General features: G+C 45.0%; 16 protein-coding genes. 5 read left to right on the top strand and 11 right to left on the bottom strand.

Annotated features, from left to right (window positions below; translation table 11 throughout):
- Positions 1-32 precede the first annotated feature (32 nt).
- From fabG to yceD, 6 genes are all read right to left on the bottom strand, one after another.
- Entirely contained in the window at positions 33-767 is a 735-nt protein-coding gene (gene fabG / locus BTO10_RS16925; RefSeq protein WP_004737380.1) for a 3-oxoacyl-ACP reductase FabG, read from the bottom strand.
- A gap of 24 nt (positions 768-791) precedes the next feature.
- The gene (gene fabD / locus BTO10_RS16930) at positions 792-1,715 is read right to left on the bottom strand and encodes an ACP S-malonyltransferase (protein ID WP_105025313.1); all 924 of its coding nucleotides are present in this window, start codon (positions 1,713-1,715) and stop codon (positions 792-794) included.
- 80 nt (positions 1,716-1,795) lie between these two features.
- Entirely contained in the window at positions 1,796-2,746 is a 951-nt protein-coding gene (locus BTO10_RS16935) for a beta-ketoacyl-ACP synthase III (protein ID WP_063524221.1), read from the bottom strand.
- A 5-nt stretch (positions 2,747-2,751) separates the two neighbouring features.
- Positions 2,752-3,777, bottom strand: a complete 1,026-nt coding sequence (gene plsX / locus BTO10_RS16940) for a phosphate acyltransferase PlsX (protein ID WP_004737377.1) — start codon at positions 3,775-3,777, stop codon at positions 2,752-2,754.
- A gap of 9 nt (positions 3,778-3,786) precedes the next feature.
- The gene (gene rpmF / locus BTO10_RS16945; RefSeq protein ID WP_004737376.1) at positions 3,787-3,957 is read right to left on the bottom strand and encodes a 50S ribosomal protein L32; all 171 of its coding nucleotides are present in this window, start codon (positions 3,955-3,957) and stop codon (positions 3,787-3,789) included.
- Between the two features lie 35 nt (positions 3,958-3,992).
- Positions 3,993-4,520 carry a 23S rRNA accumulation protein YceD gene (gene yceD, locus BTO10_RS16950; RefSeq protein WP_004737375.1) on the bottom strand — a complete coding sequence of 176 codons (528 nt, stop codon included), beginning with the start codon at positions 4,518-4,520 and terminating at the stop codon, positions 3,993-3,995.
- Positions 4,521-4,669: 149 nt separating this feature from the next.
- Here yceD and BTO10_RS16955 point away from each other — a divergent pair, with 149 nt between their 5' ends.
- Positions 4,670-5,251 (top strand): Maf family protein, encoded by a 582-nt coding sequence (locus BTO10_RS16955; RefSeq protein ID WP_105025314.1) that lies wholly within the window; start codon positions 4,670-4,672, stop codon positions 5,249-5,251.
- A 403-nt stretch (positions 5,252-5,654) separates the two neighbouring features.
- On the opposite strand, the gene rluC is transcribed toward BTO10_RS16955, so the two are convergent.
- Entirely contained in the window at positions 5,655-6,599 is a 945-nt protein-coding gene (rluC, locus tag BTO10_RS16960; protein ID WP_004737373.1) for a 23S rRNA pseudouridine(955/2504/2580) synthase RluC, read from the bottom strand.
- Between the two features lie 619 nt (positions 6,600-7,218).
- On the opposite strand from rluC, the gene rne reads away from it, so the two are divergent.
- Both rne and BTO10_RS16970 read left to right on the top strand, forming a co-directional pair.
- On the top strand, positions 7,219-10,389 hold the full coding sequence (gene rne / locus BTO10_RS16965) for a ribonuclease E (protein WP_105025315.1): 3,171 nt from the start codon (positions 7,219-7,221) through the stop codon (positions 10,387-10,389).
- 258 nt (positions 10,390-10,647) lie between these two features.
- Complete coding sequence (locus BTO10_RS16970) at positions 10,648-12,195, top strand: SulP family inorganic anion transporter (RefSeq protein ID WP_105025316.1); 1,548 nt, start codon at positions 10,648-10,650, stop codon at positions 12,193-12,195.
- Between the two features lie 95 nt (positions 12,196-12,290).
- Here BTO10_RS16970 and BTO10_RS16975 read toward each other — a convergent pair whose 3' ends face one another.
- On the bottom strand, positions 12,291-12,740 hold the full coding sequence (locus tag BTO10_RS16975; protein ID WP_008220275.1) for a low molecular weight protein-tyrosine-phosphatase: 450 nt from the start codon (positions 12,738-12,740) through the stop codon (positions 12,291-12,293).
- Positions 12,741-12,824: 84 nt separating this feature from the next.
- On the opposite strand from BTO10_RS16975, the gene cobO reads away from it, so the two are divergent.
- Entirely contained in the window at positions 12,825-13,430 is a 606-nt protein-coding gene (gene cobO, locus BTO10_RS16980) for a cob(I)yrinic acid a,c-diamide adenosyltransferase (RefSeq protein ID WP_008220274.1), read from the top strand.
- 222 nt (positions 13,431-13,652) lie between these two features.
- Here cobO and BTO10_RS16985 read toward each other — a convergent pair whose 3' ends face one another.
- From BTO10_RS16985 to apbC, 3 genes are all read right to left on the bottom strand, one after another.
- A complete protein-coding gene (locus BTO10_RS16985) occupies positions 13,653-15,779 on the bottom strand; it encodes an AsmA family protein (RefSeq protein ID WP_105025317.1) in 2,127 nt (708 codons plus the stop codon).
- Between the two features lie 107 nt (positions 15,780-15,886).
- Positions 15,887-16,528 carry a uridine kinase gene (gene udk, locus BTO10_RS16990; RefSeq protein WP_004737367.1) on the bottom strand — a complete coding sequence of 214 codons (642 nt, stop codon included), beginning with the start codon at positions 16,526-16,528 and terminating at the stop codon, positions 15,887-15,889.
- 256 nt (positions 16,529-16,784) lie between these two features.
- Entirely contained in the window at positions 16,785-17,861 is a 1,077-nt protein-coding gene (gene apbC, locus BTO10_RS16995) for an iron-sulfur cluster carrier protein ApbC (RefSeq protein WP_004737366.1), read from the bottom strand.
- 157 nt (positions 17,862-18,018) lie between these two features.
- On the opposite strand from apbC, the gene metG reads away from it, so the two are divergent.
- Complete coding sequence (metG, locus tag BTO10_RS17000; RefSeq protein ID WP_105025318.1) at positions 18,019-20,079, top strand: methionine--tRNA ligase; 2,061 nt, start codon at positions 18,019-18,021, stop codon at positions 20,077-20,079.
- Positions 20,080-20,264: the final 185 nt, after the last annotated feature.

A 20,264-nucleotide genomic window follows, 5' to 3' on the forward strand; every position in this document is an offset into this window, starting at 1 on the left:
GACTTAAATCATGCACAAATGTTGCACATAATTTAAACCATGTACATACCGCCATTGACGTGAAGTGTTTCACCTGTGATATAAGCTGCCGCAGGCGACGCCAAAAATACCACAGCTTCAGCGATTTCGCGAGGGTCACCTAGTCGACCTGCTGGTACATTCGCCAAAGTTGCTGCACGTTGGTCATCATTTAGCGCTTTAGTCATGTCAGTTTCGATGAAACCTGGAGCAACAGTGTTCACTGTAACGCCACGAGACGCAACTTCACGAGCCATTGACTTAGTAAAGCCAATCACGCCAGCTTTAGCTGCTGCGTAGTTTGCTTGACCAGCGTTACCCATAGTACCAACTACAGAGCCAACGTTTACGATACGGCCTTCACGCTTCTTCATCATGCCACGCAATACAGCTTTAGACATGCGGAATATAGGTGTTAGGTTAGTGTCGATGATGTCGTTCCATTCGTCGTCTTTCATACGCATTAGTAGGTTGTCACGAGTGATACCTGCGTTGTTAACTAGAATGTCAATCGCACCGAACTCATCATTGATGGTTTTCAGTGTAGCAGCAATTGAGTCAACATCAGTTACGTTCAGAGCAAGACCTTTACCGTTCTCGCCCAGGTACTCACTGATTGCAGCAGCGCCGCCTTCAGATGTAGCCGTACCGATAACTTTAGCACCACGCTCAACTAAAAGTTCAGCGATTGCACGACCGATACCACGGCTTGCGCCTGTAACTAGTGCAACTTTGCCTTCTAAATTCATCATAACTTCTCTATTAACTGGTTATTATTTAGCAGCTTCTAGTGATGCAGTGTCGTTAACTGCAGCAGCTGTCATAGTTTTTACGATTCGTTTTGTTAGGCCAGTAAGAACTTTACCAGGACCTAATTCAAGTAGCTTCTCAACGCCTTGCTCATTCATCGCTTGTACACCTTCAGTCCAACGAACTGGGCTGTAAAGTTGACGAACAAGTGCATCTTTAATTTTTGCTGGGTCTGTTTCAGCAACAACATCAACGTTGTTGATAACAGGTAGCGCTGGCGTGTTGAACTCTAAAGCTTCTAAAGCTACCGCTAGCTTGTCTGCTGCAGGTTTCATTAGTGCACAGTGAGACGGTACAGATACTGGTAGAGGAAGTGCACGCTTAGCGCCCGCTTCTTTACATAGTGCACCAGCGCGCTCTACTGCCGCTTTGTTACCCGCGATAACAACTTGACCAGGAGAGTTGAAGTTCACTGGAGAAACAACTTCGCCTTGTGCCGCTTCTTCACACGCTTTAGCAATCGCTTCATCATCTAGACCGATGATTGCGTACATAGCACCAACGCCTGCAGGAACTGCTTCTTGCATTAGTTGACCACGTAGTTCAACTAGCTTGATCGCTTCTTTAAAGTCGATAACGCCAGCACATACTAGTGCAGAGTATTCACCTAAGCTGTGACCCGCTAAGTTTGCAGGTTGCTCTAGGCCAAGCTCTTGCCATACACGCCAAATTGCAACAGACGCTGTTAATAGAGCCGGTTGAGTGCGGAAAGTTTCATTTAGACTTTCTACTGGGCCATCTTGAACTAATGCCCATAGATCGTAACCAAGTGCTTCTGAAGCTTCAGCAAATGTTTGTTTAACAACATCATACTGTTCGCCTAGGTCTGCAAGCATACCGATAGCTTGAGAGCCTTGGCCTGGGAATACGATAGCAAACTTGCTCATTGTAATTTTCCTTTAAGCAAAGCAAAAAATTGAATAAGGCACATAAGTTATGTGCCTTGTTTGTAGGTTTTCGCTTAGGGTTAGAATTTAACTAACGCAGAACCCCAAGTGAAGCCGCCGCCAAATGCTTCCAATAGAAGTGTTTGACCGCGTTTAATTCGTCCGTCACGAACAGCTTCGTCTAGTGCTGTTGGTACGGTAGCCGCTGACGTGTTGCCGTGCTTATCAAGGGTAATCACCACTTGATCAAGTGACATTGTCAGCTTTTTAGCCGTTGCCGAAATAATACGGTAGTTCGCTTGGTGTGGAACTAACCAATCAAGCTCTGACTTATCCATGTTATTTGCAGCTAATGTGTCTTTAACTAGCTTAGATAGCTGAGTTACCGCCACTTTGAATACTTCGTTGCCCGCCATGTGCAGCCATTTGTCCGCGTCACCGCCACGCTCTGGTACTTCAAGGCTTAGAAGCTCACCGTATTTACCGTCAGAGTAAATGTGAGTCGACAAAATACCTGGCTCTTCGCTTGCGCCTACAACCACCGCGCCTGCTGCATCACCAAATAGGATGATCGTAGAGCGGTCAGTCGGATCACAGGTTTTTGACAGTGCATCGGCACCAATCACCAAAACGTTCTTACACATGCCTGATTTGATGTGCTGATCTGCAACAGACAAAGCATAGACAAAACCAGAACACGCTGCAGCCAAATCAAACGCAGGGCAGCCTTTGATACCAAGCTTACCTTGTACCTGACACGCCGAAGACGGGAATGTGTGGCTACTACTGGTGGTCGCAACGATGATTAAATCAATCTCTTCTTTGTCGATACCTGCCATTTCAATGGCATTTTCAGCAGCGTAAAACGCCATATCTGCAACGGTTTCATTTTCCGCTGAAATACGACGCTCTTTAATACCTGTTCTAGCAACGATCCACTCGTCGCTAGTCTCTACCATTTTCTCTAAGTCTGCGTTAGTACGCACCTGAGATGGCAAGTAGCTGCCAGTACCTAAAATTTTGCTATACATGAAGACTAATAATGCCTCTCGAGTAAAACCGCTTCCAAACGATCGCTAATGCGGCTGGGGACTTGTCGTTTGACCTCGTGTACTGCCTCGCCAATCGCGTTGACAACTGCAGATACATCAGCACTTCCATGACTTTTAATGACAATGCCGCGCAATCCTAACAAACTTGCGCCGTTATACTGGTCGGGGTTCAAGGTTTTTAATTCAGTAAATAGCTCAGAAAACAACATTCTGGCTATCCAACCCTTTATAGTTGACGCCATCATGCGCGTTTTTAGCTTATCAATAAAGAGCTGAGCCGTACCTTCGCACGTTTTTAAGCAGACATTGCCCACAAAACCATCACATACGACGACATCAGCAGCATCTTGAAGGAGTTGGTTACCTTCAATATAGCCTATGAAGTTCACAGACTGAGTATTCGACAACATTTCAGCGCATCGTTTTACAAGGTCATTACCTTTAATTTCTTCGGCGCCGATATTTAAAATAGCGACACGTGGAGCGCGACCTAAATGTTGTTCCGCTAATGCACTGCCCATCACAGCAAATTGGAAAAGCGAATCTGCATCACTAGACACATTAGCCCCTAAATCAAGCATCCAAGTACGATTCCCTGAAGCAGTAGGCAAAGCTGAAACCAATGCGGGCCTATCAATGCCAGGGAGGAGCTTAAGTCGAAAACGGGACAGAGCCATCAATGCGCCGGTGTTGCCACCACTCACACAAGCATCGGCTTGAGAGTCTGCGACCAGATCAATAGCAGCACGCATGGAGCTACCCTGACTGTTACGCAAGGCTAGTGAAGGTTTTTCAGAATTGGAAATAACTCGATCGCAATGCTGAATACTCAAACGAGAGTCAGGCACTCGACCTAATGAAGATAATTGAGATGTGATCGCGTTTCGATCACCTATGAGAATGACTTTTAGCTCTGGGAAATACGACAGTGCCTGCACGGCGGCAGGCACTGTTACACGAGGACCGAAGTCCCCGCCCATTGCATCAAGCGCAACGGTTAGATTTTGCAAAGGTCAACCTTACTTGTTGATAACCTTTTTGCCGCGGTAGAAACCTTCCGCAGTCACGTTGTGACGTAGGTGAGTTTCACCTGAAGTTGCGTCTACAGAAAGTGCAGCTGTAGTTAGCGCATCGTGTGAACGACGCATGCCACGCATTGAACGTGATTTCTTGCTCTTTTGTACGGCCATTGACCCTACTCCTATGTAAATTCTTAAAGAAGCAGTTACTTCTTCAAGCTTTTTAAAACATCAAATGGATTCGGCTTCTTGTCTTCCTCAATTTCTTCAGGAAGTTCACCAAACACCAAGTTATTTGAGTTAACGCTACATTTCGCATTATCGTGCATTGCTATTTGTGGCAATCCAAGGATGAACTCGTCTTCAACTAGTTGAATCAGGTCTAACTCACCGTACTCGTTCAGATCTACCAAATCGTACTCTTCCGGTGCTTCCTCTTCACTTTTCTCATTATAATAAGGAGTATAAGTGAATTGGACATCGCACTCATGTGCGAAAACCTCATTACAACGCTGACACTCTAAATCGACTTCGACGTTAGCTTTACCAGAGATAACGACTAATCGTTGTTCATCAAGCCCAAATGACAATGAGACTTGCGCGTCACGTTTTACGCCTTCAGTTGCATCAGCTAAACGCTTAAAAAGACTGGTTTGGATGATACCATCTAAATCTAGTCGTTTCTGAGCCGTTCTTGCCGGATCAACTGTACGCGGTATTTTTACCTTTTGCATAGGGCGCGAATCTTATCTTCCAAATCGAGTTTAGTCAAAGGAAATGGCAAAAAAAGTACACTTTTTTACCTTTCCCATACAGAGCATTATGAATAGCGGGATAACTTCCTATATCCTACTGTAAATGCTTCCATGAATTGTAAATTAAAATGAAAAATTACCAACTAGTTTTAGCCTCTACCTCACCATTTAGGCAAGAGATCCTCAAAAAGCTACAAATTAGCTTCATTACAGCAAAGCCTGACTGTGACGAAACACCGATTTCAGGGGAGACTCCACAACAGTTGGTCATGCGCCTTGCTGAAACCAAAGCTAAGTCATGCGTCGTCGAGCAGCCAAGTTTGGTAATTAGCTCAGATCAAGTCTGCGTAATTGATGGCGAGATCATCGGCAAGCCTCACACGCGTGAAAAAGCGATTGAGCAGTTGTCTCGTCAAAGTGGCAAGAGCATCACCTTCTATACAGGCGTCACTGTATGGAATAGCGAAACCCAACAAGCTGACACGCGTCTCGATACCTTTATTGTTCACTTCCGTGATTTAACCGAGCAACAAATCATCTCCTACGTTGAAAAAGAAGAACCTTACTGGTGTGCAGGCAGCTTCAAGTGTGAAGGGTTAGGTATCGCTTTGTTCAAACAAATGGAAGGGAAAGATCCGAACACGCTTATCGGTCTGCCGCTTATCGACCTAGTCGATATGTTAGATGCGCAAGGGATGAGTGTGCTTTAACGGATACGATATCTTTGCTAGAGATTCCCTACTCCTTCCTTCGTCAGTCTAGGGAATGACGGAAGTTGTCGCTTGAACTTTAAGGAGAACACGATATGAATACCATAGTAGTACTACTCAACGTTTTATAAGGTCACTGCTGTCTCATTAACAATGCGGAAGACAGTAACCCAAAAGTTATTCGACCACGGTAACACGTAAACACAAGGTACTTTTTTACTCGAATAGCAAAAAGTATCGTCATCCCCAAGAGTGATGGACGAGCGAGTTGGGGATCTCTTGTAACAAGCGCAAACAAAAAAGGTTGACGATATTCGTCAACCTTTATCATTTTCAGATCGCTGATACTAAATCCAGAAAGAGTACTCCCCTTCGTATCTCGTATCTCGTATCTCGTATCTTCTTAAAGCTTGCGTAATCCAGCGATCGCTTTTTCTAGTCGCGCTTCCATCGGAGCTGAGATATCCATCTTCTCTTCAGTACCTGGGTGCGTGAACTTGATGTTTGCTGCATGTAGGAACAAACGATCCAAACCGACCTTTCCCGTGTATGCATCAAAACGACGATCACCATAGCGGTCATCCCATGCAATTGGGTGGCCAGTATATTGAGTGTGTACACGGATTTGGTGCGTACGGCCAGTAATAGGACTTGCTTGAATCAGTGTCGCATCTTTGAACTTCTCTAAAACCTTAAAACGAGTTTCAGAGGCTTTACCGTTAGGGTTAACACGAACAATGCTGTTTACTTCATTTTTTAACAGAGGCGCATTTACCACCTTGCAGCTGTTCTTCCACTCGCCCATCACTAAAGCAAAGTAGTATTTTTGAACCGTTTTTTCACGGAACTGTGCTTGAAGGTGTCTTAGCGCCGAACGCTTCTTAGCAACAAGCAGGATGCCAGACGTATCTCTATCGATACGGTGCACTAACTCAAGAAAGCGAGCTTCAGGACGCAGTGCACGCAATGCTTCAATTGCGCCAAACTTAAGTCCACTACCACCATGAACGGCAGTGCCCGATGGTTTGTTTAGAATCAGCATGTGATCATCTTCATAAATGATGCACTGTTCCAATTCTGAAACCTTGTTGAGTTTCGTGCTTGGCACGTTCTCTTCAACTTTCTCTTCAATGGTAACTGGCGGGATACGAACTAAATCACCAGCTTTTAGTTTGTACTCAGCCTTGATGCGTTTTTTGTTTACGCGGACTTCGCCTTTACGCACGATTCGGTAAATCATGCTTTTCGGGATGTTTTTTAATTGGTTGCGTAAGAAGTTATCAATACGCTGACCAGCCATATCTTCGTCAATATCGACAAATTGGACTTGGGTTCTAATTTCGCTCATTGCGCTATTGTATCACTGTCACTTTTGATAATTGAGATTTTCTTAGGTCTATTCTGAACTAATTTACTCTTAATTCTTGATCATCTACCACCAAATAGTCGCTGAAGTTCTATATTTCTTTGATTCTTCGAACAAAAAAGCACCAAGATTCCTGCAAATTAAAATATCAATTGATAAATTATTTATAGACAGTGAGTTAGAGCTATCAAAACACAAACAAAAACTGTTTTTTTTACAGCATTCCGACAAAGCAGATTGCTGTGTTTACCGACCACTGCTATAGTTCACAGCTGCTACCAACGGTTTGACTAAAATTTAAACAGGCAATCGTTCATAAGCAAGTAAATGAGTAGATAACTCAGATTAGACAGTGCTGCAATTGGCGTAAGACACAGTCAACTGAGTCCCCTTATCGCTCTACTCACGTACGCTCATGTTGAGTATTCACCGCCACATCGCGGATCATAGGCTAACTCCCTATGATGACTGACGTGCCCCAGAGCATCCCTCTCCAGCCGGGAGGCTGCACCGATAAAGCCATGGGATCTGGCACCATGAGAAACGAAATAAAGCGATAAGAACAATGATGAAAATAAGAAAAGACAACGAGTATTTCTAAATGAAAAGAATGTTAATTAACGCAACTCAAAAAGAAGAGTTGCGTGTCGCTTTGGTTGACGGCCAGCGACTATTCGATCTAGATATCGAAAGTCCAGGTCACGAGTCAAAGAAAGCGAATATCTACAAAGGACGTATTACCCGTATTGAACCAAGCCTAGAAGCGGCATTCGTTGATTATGGCGCAGAACGTCACGGTTTCCTCCCTCTTAAAGAAATTGCCCGCGAATACTTCCCTGAAGGTTATACATACCAAGGCCGTCCTAGCATTAAAGAAGTGCTAAAAGAAGGCCAAGAAGTAATCGTACAAGTAGAGAAAGAAGAACGTGGTAGCAAAGGTGCTGCACTGACAACTTTCATCTCTTTGGCAGGTAGTTACTTAGTTCTTATGCCAAACAACCCTCGTGCCGGCGGTATTTCTCGTCGTATCGAAGGTGATGAACGCACCCAACTGAAAGCAGCATTGAGCACTCTTGAGCTTCCTCAAGGTATGGGCTTAATCGTTCGTACAGCGGGCGTAGGCAAAAGCGCGGAAGAGCTAGAGTGGGACCTAAACGTTCTATTGAATCACTGGGGCGCTATCAAGCAAGCTTCTGATTCAAATGCAGCTCCTTTCCTAATTCACCAAGAAAGTAACGTTATTGTTCGCGCAATTCGTGACTACCTACGTCGTGACATCGGCGAGATTCTAATCGACAGCAACACTATTTTTGAACGTGCTCAAGCGCACATCCAACTAATACGCCCAGATTTCATGAATCGCGTTAAGAAGTACGATGGTGAAGTTCCACTATTCAGTCACTACCAGATTGAAAGCCAGATCGAATCGGCTTTTCAACGTGAAGTTCGCCTTCCATCTGGTGGTTCTATCGTAATCGATCCAACAGAAGCGCTAACTTCTATCGATATCAACTCAGCTCGTGCAACAAAGGGCGGCGATATCGAAGAGACAGCACTTAACACTAACCTAGAAGCAGCCGATGAAATTGCACGTCAATTACGTCTACGTGACCTAGGTGGCCTTGTTGTTATCGACTTTATCGATATGACTCCGGTTCGCCACCAACGCGAAGTTGAAAGCCGCCTACGTGATGCCGTTCGTCTAGATCGTGCTCGCGTACAAATTGGCCGCATTTCTCGCTTTGGTCTTCTAGAGATGTCTCGCCAACGTTTGAGCCCATCACTAGCAGAAGCAAGCCACCACATTTGTCCTCGTTGTACAGGTACTGGTGTTGTTCGTGATAACGAATCTCTAGCACTGTCTGTTCTACGTTTGATTGAAGAAGAAGCTCTGAAAGACAACACAGCGCAAGTACTTGCGGTTGTGCCTGTTCCTATCGCCTCTTACCTTCTGAACGAAAAACGTCGCTCAGTAAACCACATCGAGAAGAACCAAGAAGTTAAGATCACTGTTGTACCTAACTCTGACATGGAAACACCGCACTTTGAGGTTATCCGTGTTCGTGAAGGCGAAGAGTTCGATCTACTTTCTTACCTACTTCCTAAGAAGCTAGATGCTCTGAAAGAAGCAGAAAGCAAAGAACCTGCAGAACAAGCAATTCGTCCTAAGAAGATCGAAGAGCCAGCTCTGAAAGGCTTCGCTGCTCCAGCTCAATCAGCACCAACTCCTGCGCCAGCACCAAAAGCGGCACAAGAGAAGAAAGCTGAACCAGTAGCACAAGAGTCTGGCCTAATTGGCCGCTTCTTTAAGGCTATCGGTAGTTTCCTATTTGGCTCTTCAACTCAAGAAGAGAAGCAAGAAGAGAAACAAACTGAAGAGAAGCCTAAGAACAACCGCAATGGCAACCGTCAACGCCGTGACCGTAACGATAACCGCCGCCGTAACCAACGTGGTGAGCGTGGTGAGCGTGGTGACAACCGTAACGATAACCGCGACAACAAACGTCGCCGCAAGCCTGCACGTGATGAGAAGCCTGAAGAGCAGAAAGATGCAGCTCCACAGCAAAATCGTCAACCTCGCAAGCCTAAGCAAGATCGCCGCAACAAGCAGCGTGATGAGCAGAAGCAACGCGAAGAGCAAGCACCATCTAAATTAGCAGAAGAAGGCCTACAGCTAGCGGCAGATGCACAAGCTGGTAAGTCAGATGCGCCTAAGGCTAAGCCTGAAGCGAAAGCAGCTAAGATTAAAGAGCGTCGCCAACGTCGTAAGCTGAACAAGCAAGTTCGTGTTAAAGACCAGCAAGCTCAAGCAGACGCGACCGAAAACGCAGCTAAGGAACAAAAAGCACCATCTGTTTCTAAAGAGCAAGCAGCAGCGAAAAACAAATCAGTAGCGCAGGAGCAAAAAGTTGCAGAGCAAGTTGAAGCAACTCAAGCAAATGGCGAGCAATCTGAACAGGAAGAACCGAAACAACGTCGTAACCGTCGTTCTCCACGTCACCTACGTGCAAGTGGTCAACGTCGTCGTCGCGGTCGTGATCGTCGCCCTAACCCATTCCGCCTACGCAAAGGTGGTGTAGCTTCTCCAGAGATGGCTATGGGTAAAGTGATGCCTCGCTTCATTCCGAAACCTCACCACAAACAGGCAAAACCTGAAGTGGCTGAAGTAGCAGTTGAAACGCAAACAGTGGTTAACACTCAAGAGCAAAATGTCGCTCAAGAGACTGCTCCACAAAGCAGCGTTGTAATGGCTGGCGGTTTTGCGTGTCCTGAACTGGCAATGGGTAAAGTAATTATCCGCCGTGAAGAAACAGCTGTAATTCAAGCGCCAGTTGCCGAAGCTAAAGTAACTGAAGCTCCTGCTGTTGTTGAAGAAGCTCCAGTGGTTATCGAAGCGAAGGTTGAAGCACCTGTCGTTGAAACTCCAGTAGTTGAAGCTCCGGTTGAGACTGTCAAAGCTGAGGAAGCTGTTGCTGAAGCACCAGCAGTTGAAGCGGAAGCGGCTGTCGTTGAGCAAGCAAAAGTAGTTGAAGCACCGAAAGCTGAAGTGAAAGTTGAGACAGCGCCTGTTGTAAAAGCAGAAACGCCAAAAGCAACTGTTGCGAAGAAGCAAGCGGGCTCACCAATGACTAAAGCTCCTGGTCCTCAAGAGATCAAAGAGATTGAAGTGGTTGCAGCACCGTTCCGCACTGAACGTTTTGTACCAAAAGGTGCAGGTAGTCAGGTAGCGTCAAACAAAGCTGGCGCAGGCATGACTAAGCCAAACTACTAGTGTTTACTACTGAGTAATCATTAGAAAATCTAATCAAAGGCTGCTTATTTAAGCAGCCTTTTTCTTATCTGCTAATCGAATAAAAATTAATAGATATATTACTCAAAATTGGGTTCTACCTTGAACTTAGTCACAATTTTGGGTAGCATTCGCGCACTTATCTTTTCGACACTTAGCTATTGCCGCTCTTTTTCATCACTGTTTAGCTACGCAATACACTCGTGTCGGTAAATCCATTTTAAGCATAGCTGAGCACACATGTTCGAATTCCCACAATTTTCTAAGCACTCTGTAAAGAATGACGTACTGTCAGGCCTTACCGTAGCACTTGCTCTTGTACCTGAAGCTGTAGCATTCGCCTTTGTTGCTGGCGTTGACCCAATGGTTGGTCTCTACGCTGCATTCATCGTAGGTCTTATCACTTCAATCTTCGGTGGCCGCCCAGGCATGATTTCTGGTGCGACAGGCGCAATGGCTGTTGTAATGGTAAGCCTAGTTGCAACTCACGGTGTTCAATACCTATTCGCGGCAATTATGCTAGCTGGCCTTCTGCAAATTGCAGCAGGAGTCTTCAAGCTAGGTAAATTTATCCGCATCGTTCCACACCCAGTAATGATTGGTTTCGTGAACGGCTTGGCTATCGTTATTTTCCTAGCTCAACTTGGTCAATTCAAAGCACCAGATCTAACAGGTGCATTAACTTGGCTACCAAGTGACCAGATGACTCTAATGTTAGGCCTAGTGGCACTGACTATGGCTATCATTTACTTCCTACCAAAACTGACGACAGCAGTACCATCTTCATTGTTTGCTATCGTAACTGTGACGGCATTGGTTGTAGGTCTTGATCTGGAAACTCGTACTGTTGTTGATTTCCTACGCACTATGTCTGGTGACGAAGCTGCAACACTAGCGGGTTCTCTACCAACCTTCTCTATTCCAGCAGTACCGTTTAACCTAGAAACGCTATACATCATTCTGCCTTACGCAGTGATCCTTGCAGCGATTGGTCTAATCGAATCACTACTAACACTAACAGTACTGGACGAGATGACAAATACTCGTGGTCAATCTAACCGTGAATGTGTTGGTCAAGGTATGGCGAACGTAACGTGTTCAGTATTTGGCGCTATGGGTGGTTGTGCGATGATTGGTCAGTCAATGATCAACGTAAACTCTGGTGGTCGTGGTCGTCTATCGGGCATCGTTGCTGCTGTTGCATTGCTAATGTTCATCCTATTCGGTTCAGCACTTATCGAAATGATCCCGCTAGCGGCGCTGGTTGGTGTGATGTTCATGGTGGTAATTGGTACATTCGAGTGGGCAACTTTCAAGCTTGCACGTCGTGTACCTAAGCAAGACTTCTTCGTTATCGTTCTTGTTACGGTTGTAACAGTAATGACTGACCTAGCAGTAGCGGTATTTGTAGGTGTAATTGCATCTGCACTGATGTTTGCATGGCAACACGCTAAGCACATCTACGCTGATACTTGCATCAACGAAGCTGGCTCAAAAGAGTACAAGGTAAACGGTCCAATCTTCTTCGGTTCAACGGCAAACTTCCTTGAGTTGTTTGACGCTCATGAAGATCCACAAGATGTTATCGTTGATTTCGCGAACTCTCGCGTAACCGACCACTCTGCTATTGAAGCAATTGATACTATTGCTGAGCGTTACGCTGCACAAGGTAAAACGCTTCACCTTCGTCACCTAAGCCAAGACTGTGTTGCTATGCTGCACAAAGCAGGTAGCTTAGTAGAAGCAAATGTAGCAGAAGACCCAATCTACAAAGTAATGTCTAAGTAATCTTGAACATCACTTTACGCTAGATATAGAAAGGCCGACATTCAATGTCGGCCTTTTTTATACTTCGCCATTCTACTGCTCTTCTACTCTCGATATCAAATCGACCTTAATATCGCTTCGCTCGACTCTTCGATTAAGTCCAAAACCAGTTCGAACCCATCCCCCTCTCCATAATACGGATCAGGCACCTCTTGATACTGCGAGTCACCGAAACTTAAAAACAACGCCAATTTGTATTGCAAGTGTGCCGGACATTGGCTCATTAAATCAGTCAAGTTAGCTCTATCTGCTGCGAGGATTAAGTCAAACTCTTCAAAATCATTTGCGACGACTTTTCGAGAAGTAATGCCCTTAAAGCTATAGCCTCGCTTCTCTCCTGCCGCTTTAGAGCGTGAATCCGGCGGATTGCCTTGATGGAAACCAATCGTCCCCGCAGAGTCGACTAGAACATCAATATTGAGCTGCTGTGCCTTCTTTCGTAATACCGCTTCACCTGTTGGCGAGCGACAAATATTCCCCATGCAAACCACGAGTATCTTTTTCATCCGTAATCACCTGTTCTTCCGATGGTTTTTGCTATCGTTAAGTTAGGCTATGATAGGCGCAATCACAACTTAAAAGGATTTGTTATGTCGACTGAAGACAACAAAGAACAACGTCATAAAGCAAGACAACAGAAAGTAAAAGAACAAGTCGATGCTCGTGTCGCTGCAGCACAAGAAGTAAAAGGCCTATTACTGGTCATCACTGGTAATGGCAAAGGCAAATCGACCTCTGGCTTTGGCACCATAACTCGTGCAGTAGGTCACGGTAAGAAATGTGCGGTTGCTCAGTTTGTTAAAGGCACTTGGGATAACGGCGAGAAAAACGTCCTGCAAAAGCTAGATGTCGAGTTCCAAGTAATGGGTACTGGTTTTACGTGGGAAACACAAAATAAAGCGCAAGATATAGAAGCGGCACAACGCGTATGGAAAGAGTGTAAGCGAATGCTGGCTGATGAGTCGATTGATGTGATTCTGTTTGATGAGCTGACTTACATGGTGAGCTACGGCTACATCGAGCTAGATGAAGTCGTTGAAGCGCTTAACAACCGTCCTAAGATGCAATCAGTGATCATTACAGGCCGTGGGGCACACCGCACACTGACTGAAATGGCAGACACGGTATCAGAGGTACGTAACGTGAAACACGCATTTGAATCTGGTGTTAAGGCGCTACAAGGCGTTGACTGGTAATCACCTTCAACCAGAGATCCCCGATCTCGGTCATTCTTCCCTCTCGAGGATGAAGCCCACTAGGCTGCTGTATCCTTGAACAAAGGACGATTACCTATAGTCATTCCCTAGAGCGAGGGACGAGTATCGTAGGGAATCTCTCTTGAGTATTACCGATGCTAAAATAAAAAGCGCCATTCCTACAATAGGAATGGCGCTTTGTTTATAGACGACGAGTACTCGTTAGTTAAAGAAACCTTTCAATAAACCGTCTACGGCTTCTTTGGTCTTCTCATCTTTAATCTTATCCGTTAGCTTGTTAACACCACGGTCGATCTCTTTCTGTGCTTTTTGCTTTAACACATCATCAAAAACGAGAGCGAATTTCGGGTCAGCCCATTGGCCGGTCACCTTAATTGGAATCGTGACATCTTTCAGATCATCAATCCCCTTACCGCCCTGACCTTCTAATGTGCCAACAATCGATGTTCTTACTAGGAAGTCTACCGCTTCATTGATGAAGTTCGCTTTACCTTGGCCTGTAACGCGCAGTAGTGGTGATTGTGCCGACAAGTCATTCGTTGAAACCCAACCTTTATCAACCTTAAGCGTCGCTTTCATCGCACTAAAGTCAGTCTTTTTAGCTTCATTTGTGCTTTCAACTTTCTCGCCTTTGATCTTCGCGTAATTCTCACGAATCAGTTGGGCAACGTTGATGCCGTTAACCGCACCATCTTCAAAGTTAATCGCGATAGTACCAACTAGGTTCTTTTTGATTCCTGTTGGTGTAAGGCTCTTACCTTTCACATTCACATCGATATTGCCTGTACCTTCAAGCATATCGTTACCAGCAACATCAACCAGCAATGGCTGAACTTTCACACCTTTAATTCTCTTCTTAGCAGTGTAAGTCGCTGGTGTTTTACGAGCGTCTAGTTTCGCTGTCGCAGAGATAGAACCTTGGTAAAGGTTTGATGTGAATGAAGTCAATTCAGCAACACCGCGGTTAACAGAGAATGCCGTTTTAACATTCTGCATTTTCGCATTGTTTGCTTTGAACTTATCGATAGTGATATCACCTTTCACATCGAGCGTTTTAAGAGCAGAGAGGTCAGGTTCAACTTCTTTTGCTTGTGCAGAGCTGCCTGACTTTAACGTTGAACCACCAGCAGAACCAGAAGGCGACGTGCTCGCGGTTTCTGTTGAATTACCTAGACCTAGCAACTCGTCTAAATCAATGTTCGGGCTATGTAGCGAGAAACGAACCTTTGGTATGTCTGACAGAGTAACGTCAGCCTTACCGTCTAACGCGATAGAGTTAGCTTGTAGCTTCTCTAGCACAAAGCTCAAATGGCTCTTTGTTAGATCAAAGCTAAGGTCAGAAAACATATCAACTTTCATTGGTGATTGAGGAAGCGTATCACCCTTGAACGTAGAGTCTAACGTTAACTTGTTCAGTGTCACTTTTGAAATGGCTTTATCAACCGTTAGCTCACCGCCACCTTTCAGATCTAAATCTAGACCAGCAGCTTTACCAACCACAGCGTAAGTCAGTTGGTTAACCTTATCGAACTCAAACGTATCTAAACCAATCTTTGCCGAGTCAATCGACGTAGCAGGGTCATTAAACTTAGCGTTTAGATCGATATTACGTAGCGCATAGCTTGCAAAGCCTTCAGCCAGTTTGAACTCTGCGCTACCGTTAGCTGAGAATTTTTGTTGGTTGTTCTCACCAGACGCAGCGAAAGTTGCCGTCGTCCATGTGTCTACTGCGAACTCAGATAGATTCAAAGACACATCGTAGAGCTTAGTGAAAGAGCCGGCTTGCTTGTCGTCCATTTCAAATAGTGCATTTGAAATAGTCACGCCCGCTAGATTTATTGTCCAACCTGATGCTTCTGCTGCAGTTTGCTCTTGTGGAGCCTGCGCTGGTTCAGACGTTGTCTCAGCAGCTGGCGCCGATGTATCAGATGCAGATGCTTGCGTCAGCGCATCAATATTTTTACGGCCATCTTTAAGCGTTTCTAAGTAGAACTCTGCGCCATCTAGAGTGATGTTACCGATCTCTAGTTGGTTGCTAAATAGCGGAGTAACCGAAACATCAACGCCAACCGTATCAACCTTAAATAGATTCGGTTGCGTAAAACCTTCTGGGTTGCGTAATTCAGTTTGACCAAGCTCGAAGCCAATAGATGGGAAGAATTGCCAGCTGATATCACCCTCGATCACTAGCTCAAGGCCGGTGTGTTTCTGGGCTTGTTCGACAATTAATGGCTTAAATTGGTTGGGATTCACTAACAGTACTAGTGCCAAAATTGCTGCAACAACAATAAACACTGGCACAGCTATGAAAATGAGTAGTTTCTTCATCCGCATATTCCTTGCTTAGATTCCAAAAGAAAGTGGCACTATAAAAGTGCCACTGATTCGGTAAAAAATAAAGCTAAGTGAGTCACTTAGGCAAAACTTTTATTCGATTAAGACTTCAACAACTTCGCAATGTGCGCTTTCAATACATCAATCGCGATACGGTTTTTACCACCACGAGGAACGATGATGTCTGCATGTTGTTTTGAAGGCTCGATAAACTGCATGAACATTGGACGTACTGTTTCTTGGTATTGCTTTAGTACTGTATCCATTGTGCGACCACGCTCTTCAACGTCGCGCTTAACACGGCGTAGTAGACAGATGTCTAGTGGTGTATCCATGAACACACTTGCGTGCATTAGGTTACGAAGACGTGGGTCTGTTAATAGCAGAATACCTTCTAAAATGATCACTTTCTTAGGAGTAAGTGTAGTCGTTTCAGAAGTACGTGTATGTTCTGTGTAGCTGTACTCTGGTACTTCTACAGCGTTGCCGCTCATCAGCTGCTGTAAATGCTCACATAACAGATCATGGTCCAGTGCATTTGGGTGATCGTAGTTGGTTTTAACACGCTCTTCCATACTCAAGTGGCTTTGGTCGCTGTAATAGCAATCTTCCGTGATAACACCAATTTGATGGTCGCCTACTTTTTCGCGCAGCTCATTATAAATCGTACTAGCAATCAGACTTTTTCCTGAAGCTGAAGCGCCAGCGATACCTACGATGACACATTGATTATTATCAGACATTATTTTGCACCCGATATGGTTTGGTGGTGGGAATAGATAAACCGCCTGATTATAGGGGCTAAAGCACTGAGATTCTAGTCGCCATTTTAGCAAATTGCAGTCAAATTGATGATCTCAATACATTTACTTGAGATAATCGTTTGCTTTTAAAAAACTTGCCTACAACTGTTTGCACAGACTGAATGATCGGCTCGCCGAAAACCAATAACTATTTATCTAATCCATCATTATTTATACAGTGTGAGAAAAAACCTAACTATTCGACCATAGAAAAGTTGATCGCTTCTGGTCGCGCTTTACCCGTCCAAAACATTTTAGCCGCGACATTTTCAGCGAGCTCTAGGTAATGGTGTGTGTGCTCGCTGTCTGGGCGACGCACTACCGTTGGACAGCCCGCATCGATGTCTTCACGAACATCAATATGCAGTGGGATTTGCGCTAAGATATCGAGGTAGAACTCTTCAGACATAGCTTCTGCACCACCAGCGCCAAAGATATGCTCTTTCTCACCACAGTGACTACATATATGGTAGCTCATGTTTTCAACTAAGCCTGCTACAGGCACACTCACTTTATCGAACATCGCGACACCTTTACGTGCGTCTGCTAATGCCAGATCTTGAGGAGTAGTCACAACAACCGCACCAGTTACTGGGATTTGTTGAGATAGAGTTAATTGGATATCACCCGTACCCGGTGGCATATCGATCACAAGGTAATCCAGCTCTGGCCATACGGTTTCATTCACAAGCTGACCCAGTGCTTTTGCCGCCATCGGGCCACGCCAAATAGCGGCGTCATCTTTCGATACAAGGTAACCAATTGAATGAGTGAAAATACCGTGAGCTTCGATTGGCATCATCCACTTATTGTTTTGCACTTCTGGCTTCGCCTCTAATTGACCAAGCATCATAGGAACCGATGGGCCGTAGATGTCCGCATCCAACAAACCGACTTTTGAACCAGATTTAGATAAAGCCAACGCAAGGTTAACTGAAGTCGTTGATTTACCCACCCCGCCCTTGGCAGAAGTGACGGCAATAATATTCTTCACGCCTTTCAGTGGTGTTGAGACCGTCGTTTCAAGTGCCGACGGCTTGACCTTCACTTCAAATTGAAAAGCATTCACAAGCTTTTGTTCAATCTGAGCGTTAATCCAATTTTCAAGATCAACAGCAAGCTGATTCGCAGCGAAAGGCAAAGTAATAACAAACGCTCCACGAGGATCAACAGAGACAATATTTTGGTGTAGCGCCCACTCTGGGATGAGGATTGGTGACTCAAACTCATTCAACCATGAACAGAAATCTTGCTTCGAAGTAAAGTTACGCATTGGGGCTCCTTTTTTTATTTATGCTATCACCCACGAGATGAAGACTGAACCCCTAAAAAACTAGGGGAATCCTTTGTCTGATACCTTGGCGTATCACACGTTATAAAGTAGTATTACCAATCAAATTTATACCTATCAAAAAAGCGAATTATTAAGTATGGCAACTGATCCAAGACAACTTTTGGTAACTTGTGCGCTTCCGTACGCTAACGGCTCTATTCACCTTGGCCATATGCTTGAGCATATCCAAGCTGATATCTGGGTTCGATACCAGCGTCTGCGTGGCAACACTGTAAACTTCATCTGTGCTGACGATGCTCACGGCACGCCAATTATGCTTAAAGCTCAACAGATGGGTATCACACCAGAAGAGATGATCGCTGCTGTTAGTGAAGAGCACCAAAAAGACTTCGCTGGCTTTGATATCAGCTTTGACAACTACCACAGCACGCACAGCGAAGAGAACCGTGAACTGGCTTCTCACATCTACCTAGAACTTAAAAAGAACGGCTTCATTTCAAGCCGCACTATTTCTCAGCTTTTCGACCCTGAGAAAGAAATGTTCCTACCGGACCGTTTCGTAAAAGGTACTTGCCCTAAGTGTAAGTCAGAAGACCAGTACGGTGATAACTGTGATAACTGTGGTGAGACATACAGCCCAACTGAGCTAATCGAACCTAAGTCTGCGGTTTCTGGCGCAACTCCAGTAATGAAAGACTCTGAGCACTTCTTCTTCGACCTGCCTCAGTTCGAAAGCATGCTAAAAGAGTGGACACGTTCTGGCTCACTGCAAGCTGAAACAGCAAACAAAATGCAAGAGTGGTTCGAGTCTGGTCTACAACAGTGGGATATCTCTCGTGATGCACCATACTTTGGCTTCGAAATCCCAGGCGAAAAAGACAAGTTCTTCTACGTATGGCTAGATGCACCAATCGGCTACATGGGCTCTTTCAAGAACCTATGTGACAAGCGCGACGATTTAGACTTTAACGAGTACTGGAAGAAAGACAGCACCGCTGAACTTTACCACTTCATCGGTAAAGACATCGTTTACTTCCACAGCCTATTCTGGCCTGCAATGCTAGAAGGTTCTGGTTTCCGTAAGCCAAACAACGTATTCGTACACGGCTACGTAACAGTAAACGGCGCTAAGATGTCTAAGTCTAAAGGCACATTCATCAAAGCAAGCACATACCTAGACCACCTAGACCCTGAGTGTCTACGTTACTATTACGCTGCAAAACTAAACAGCCGTATCGACGACCTTGACCTTAACCTTGAAGACTTCACTCAACGTGTAAACGCTGACGTAGTAAACAAGATTGTTAACCTAGCTTCTCGTAACGCAGGTTTCATCACTAAGCGCTTCGAAGGCAAGCTATCTGCTGAATTTGCAGAGCCAGAGCTTTACAACGAATTCGTTGCAGCTGCTGAGCGTATCGGTGATCTATACGAAACTCGTGAATTCAGCCGTGCTATCCGTGAGATCACTGCACTAGCAGATAAAGCGAACCAGTACATCGACGAAAAAGCACCTTGGGTTCTTGCAAAAGAAGAAGGTAAAGAGAAAGAGCTTCAAGAAGTTTCCTCTGTAGGTATCAACCTATTCCGCGTACTAATGGCTTACCTGAAACCAGTAATGCCAGAGCTTGCAGCTCGTACGGAAGCTTTCCTAAACGAAGAGCTAACGTGGGAAGGCGTTGCTACTCCACTAACTGATCACGAGATCACTAAGTTCAAAGCGCTATTTAGCCGTATTGACCCTAAGAAAGTGGAAGCGATGATTGAGTCTTCTAAAGAAGACGCAGCAGCAGAAATGGCAGCTAAAGAGAAAGCGGAAGCTGAGAAAGAAAAAGCAAGCCAAACTGAGCTAGATAAAGAGCCAATCGCTGAAGAGATTGAATTTGACGCGTTCGCAGCCGTTGATATGCGTATTGCTCGTATCATCTCTTGTGAAGAAGTTCCAAAAGCGAACAAGCTACTGAAGTTCCAACTGGACATCGGTGGTGAGACTCGCCAAGTATTCTCTGGCATTAAGTCAGCATACAAACCTGAAGAGCTAGAAGGCAAGCTAACTGTTATGGTTGCAAACCTAAAACCTCGTAAGATGAAGTTTGGTATGTCTGAAGGCATGATCCTAGCAGCGGGCCCTGGCGGCAGCGACCTATGGATTCTTGAGCCACACGAAGGTGCTCAACCTGGTATGCGTGTAATGTAATTCTGACCTCTGTCAGATAAAGCATTCACTGCCAAATCCCTGATGTAACTTAACTTGAAAGAGTTAATAAACATCGGGGATTTTTTATATCTACCGAAAACCGGCGTTCTCTGTTAGAGTCGCCATCAACTATGCTAAGTAAAGTATCACAAGGTTAACGACAGCAATGTGCCGTTTGAAGCTAC

It is taken from the genome of Vibrio chagasii, assembly GCF_002954585.1.
Classification (GTDB): Bacteria; Pseudomonadota; Gammaproteobacteria; order Enterobacterales; family Vibrionaceae; genus Vibrio; species Vibrio chagasii_A.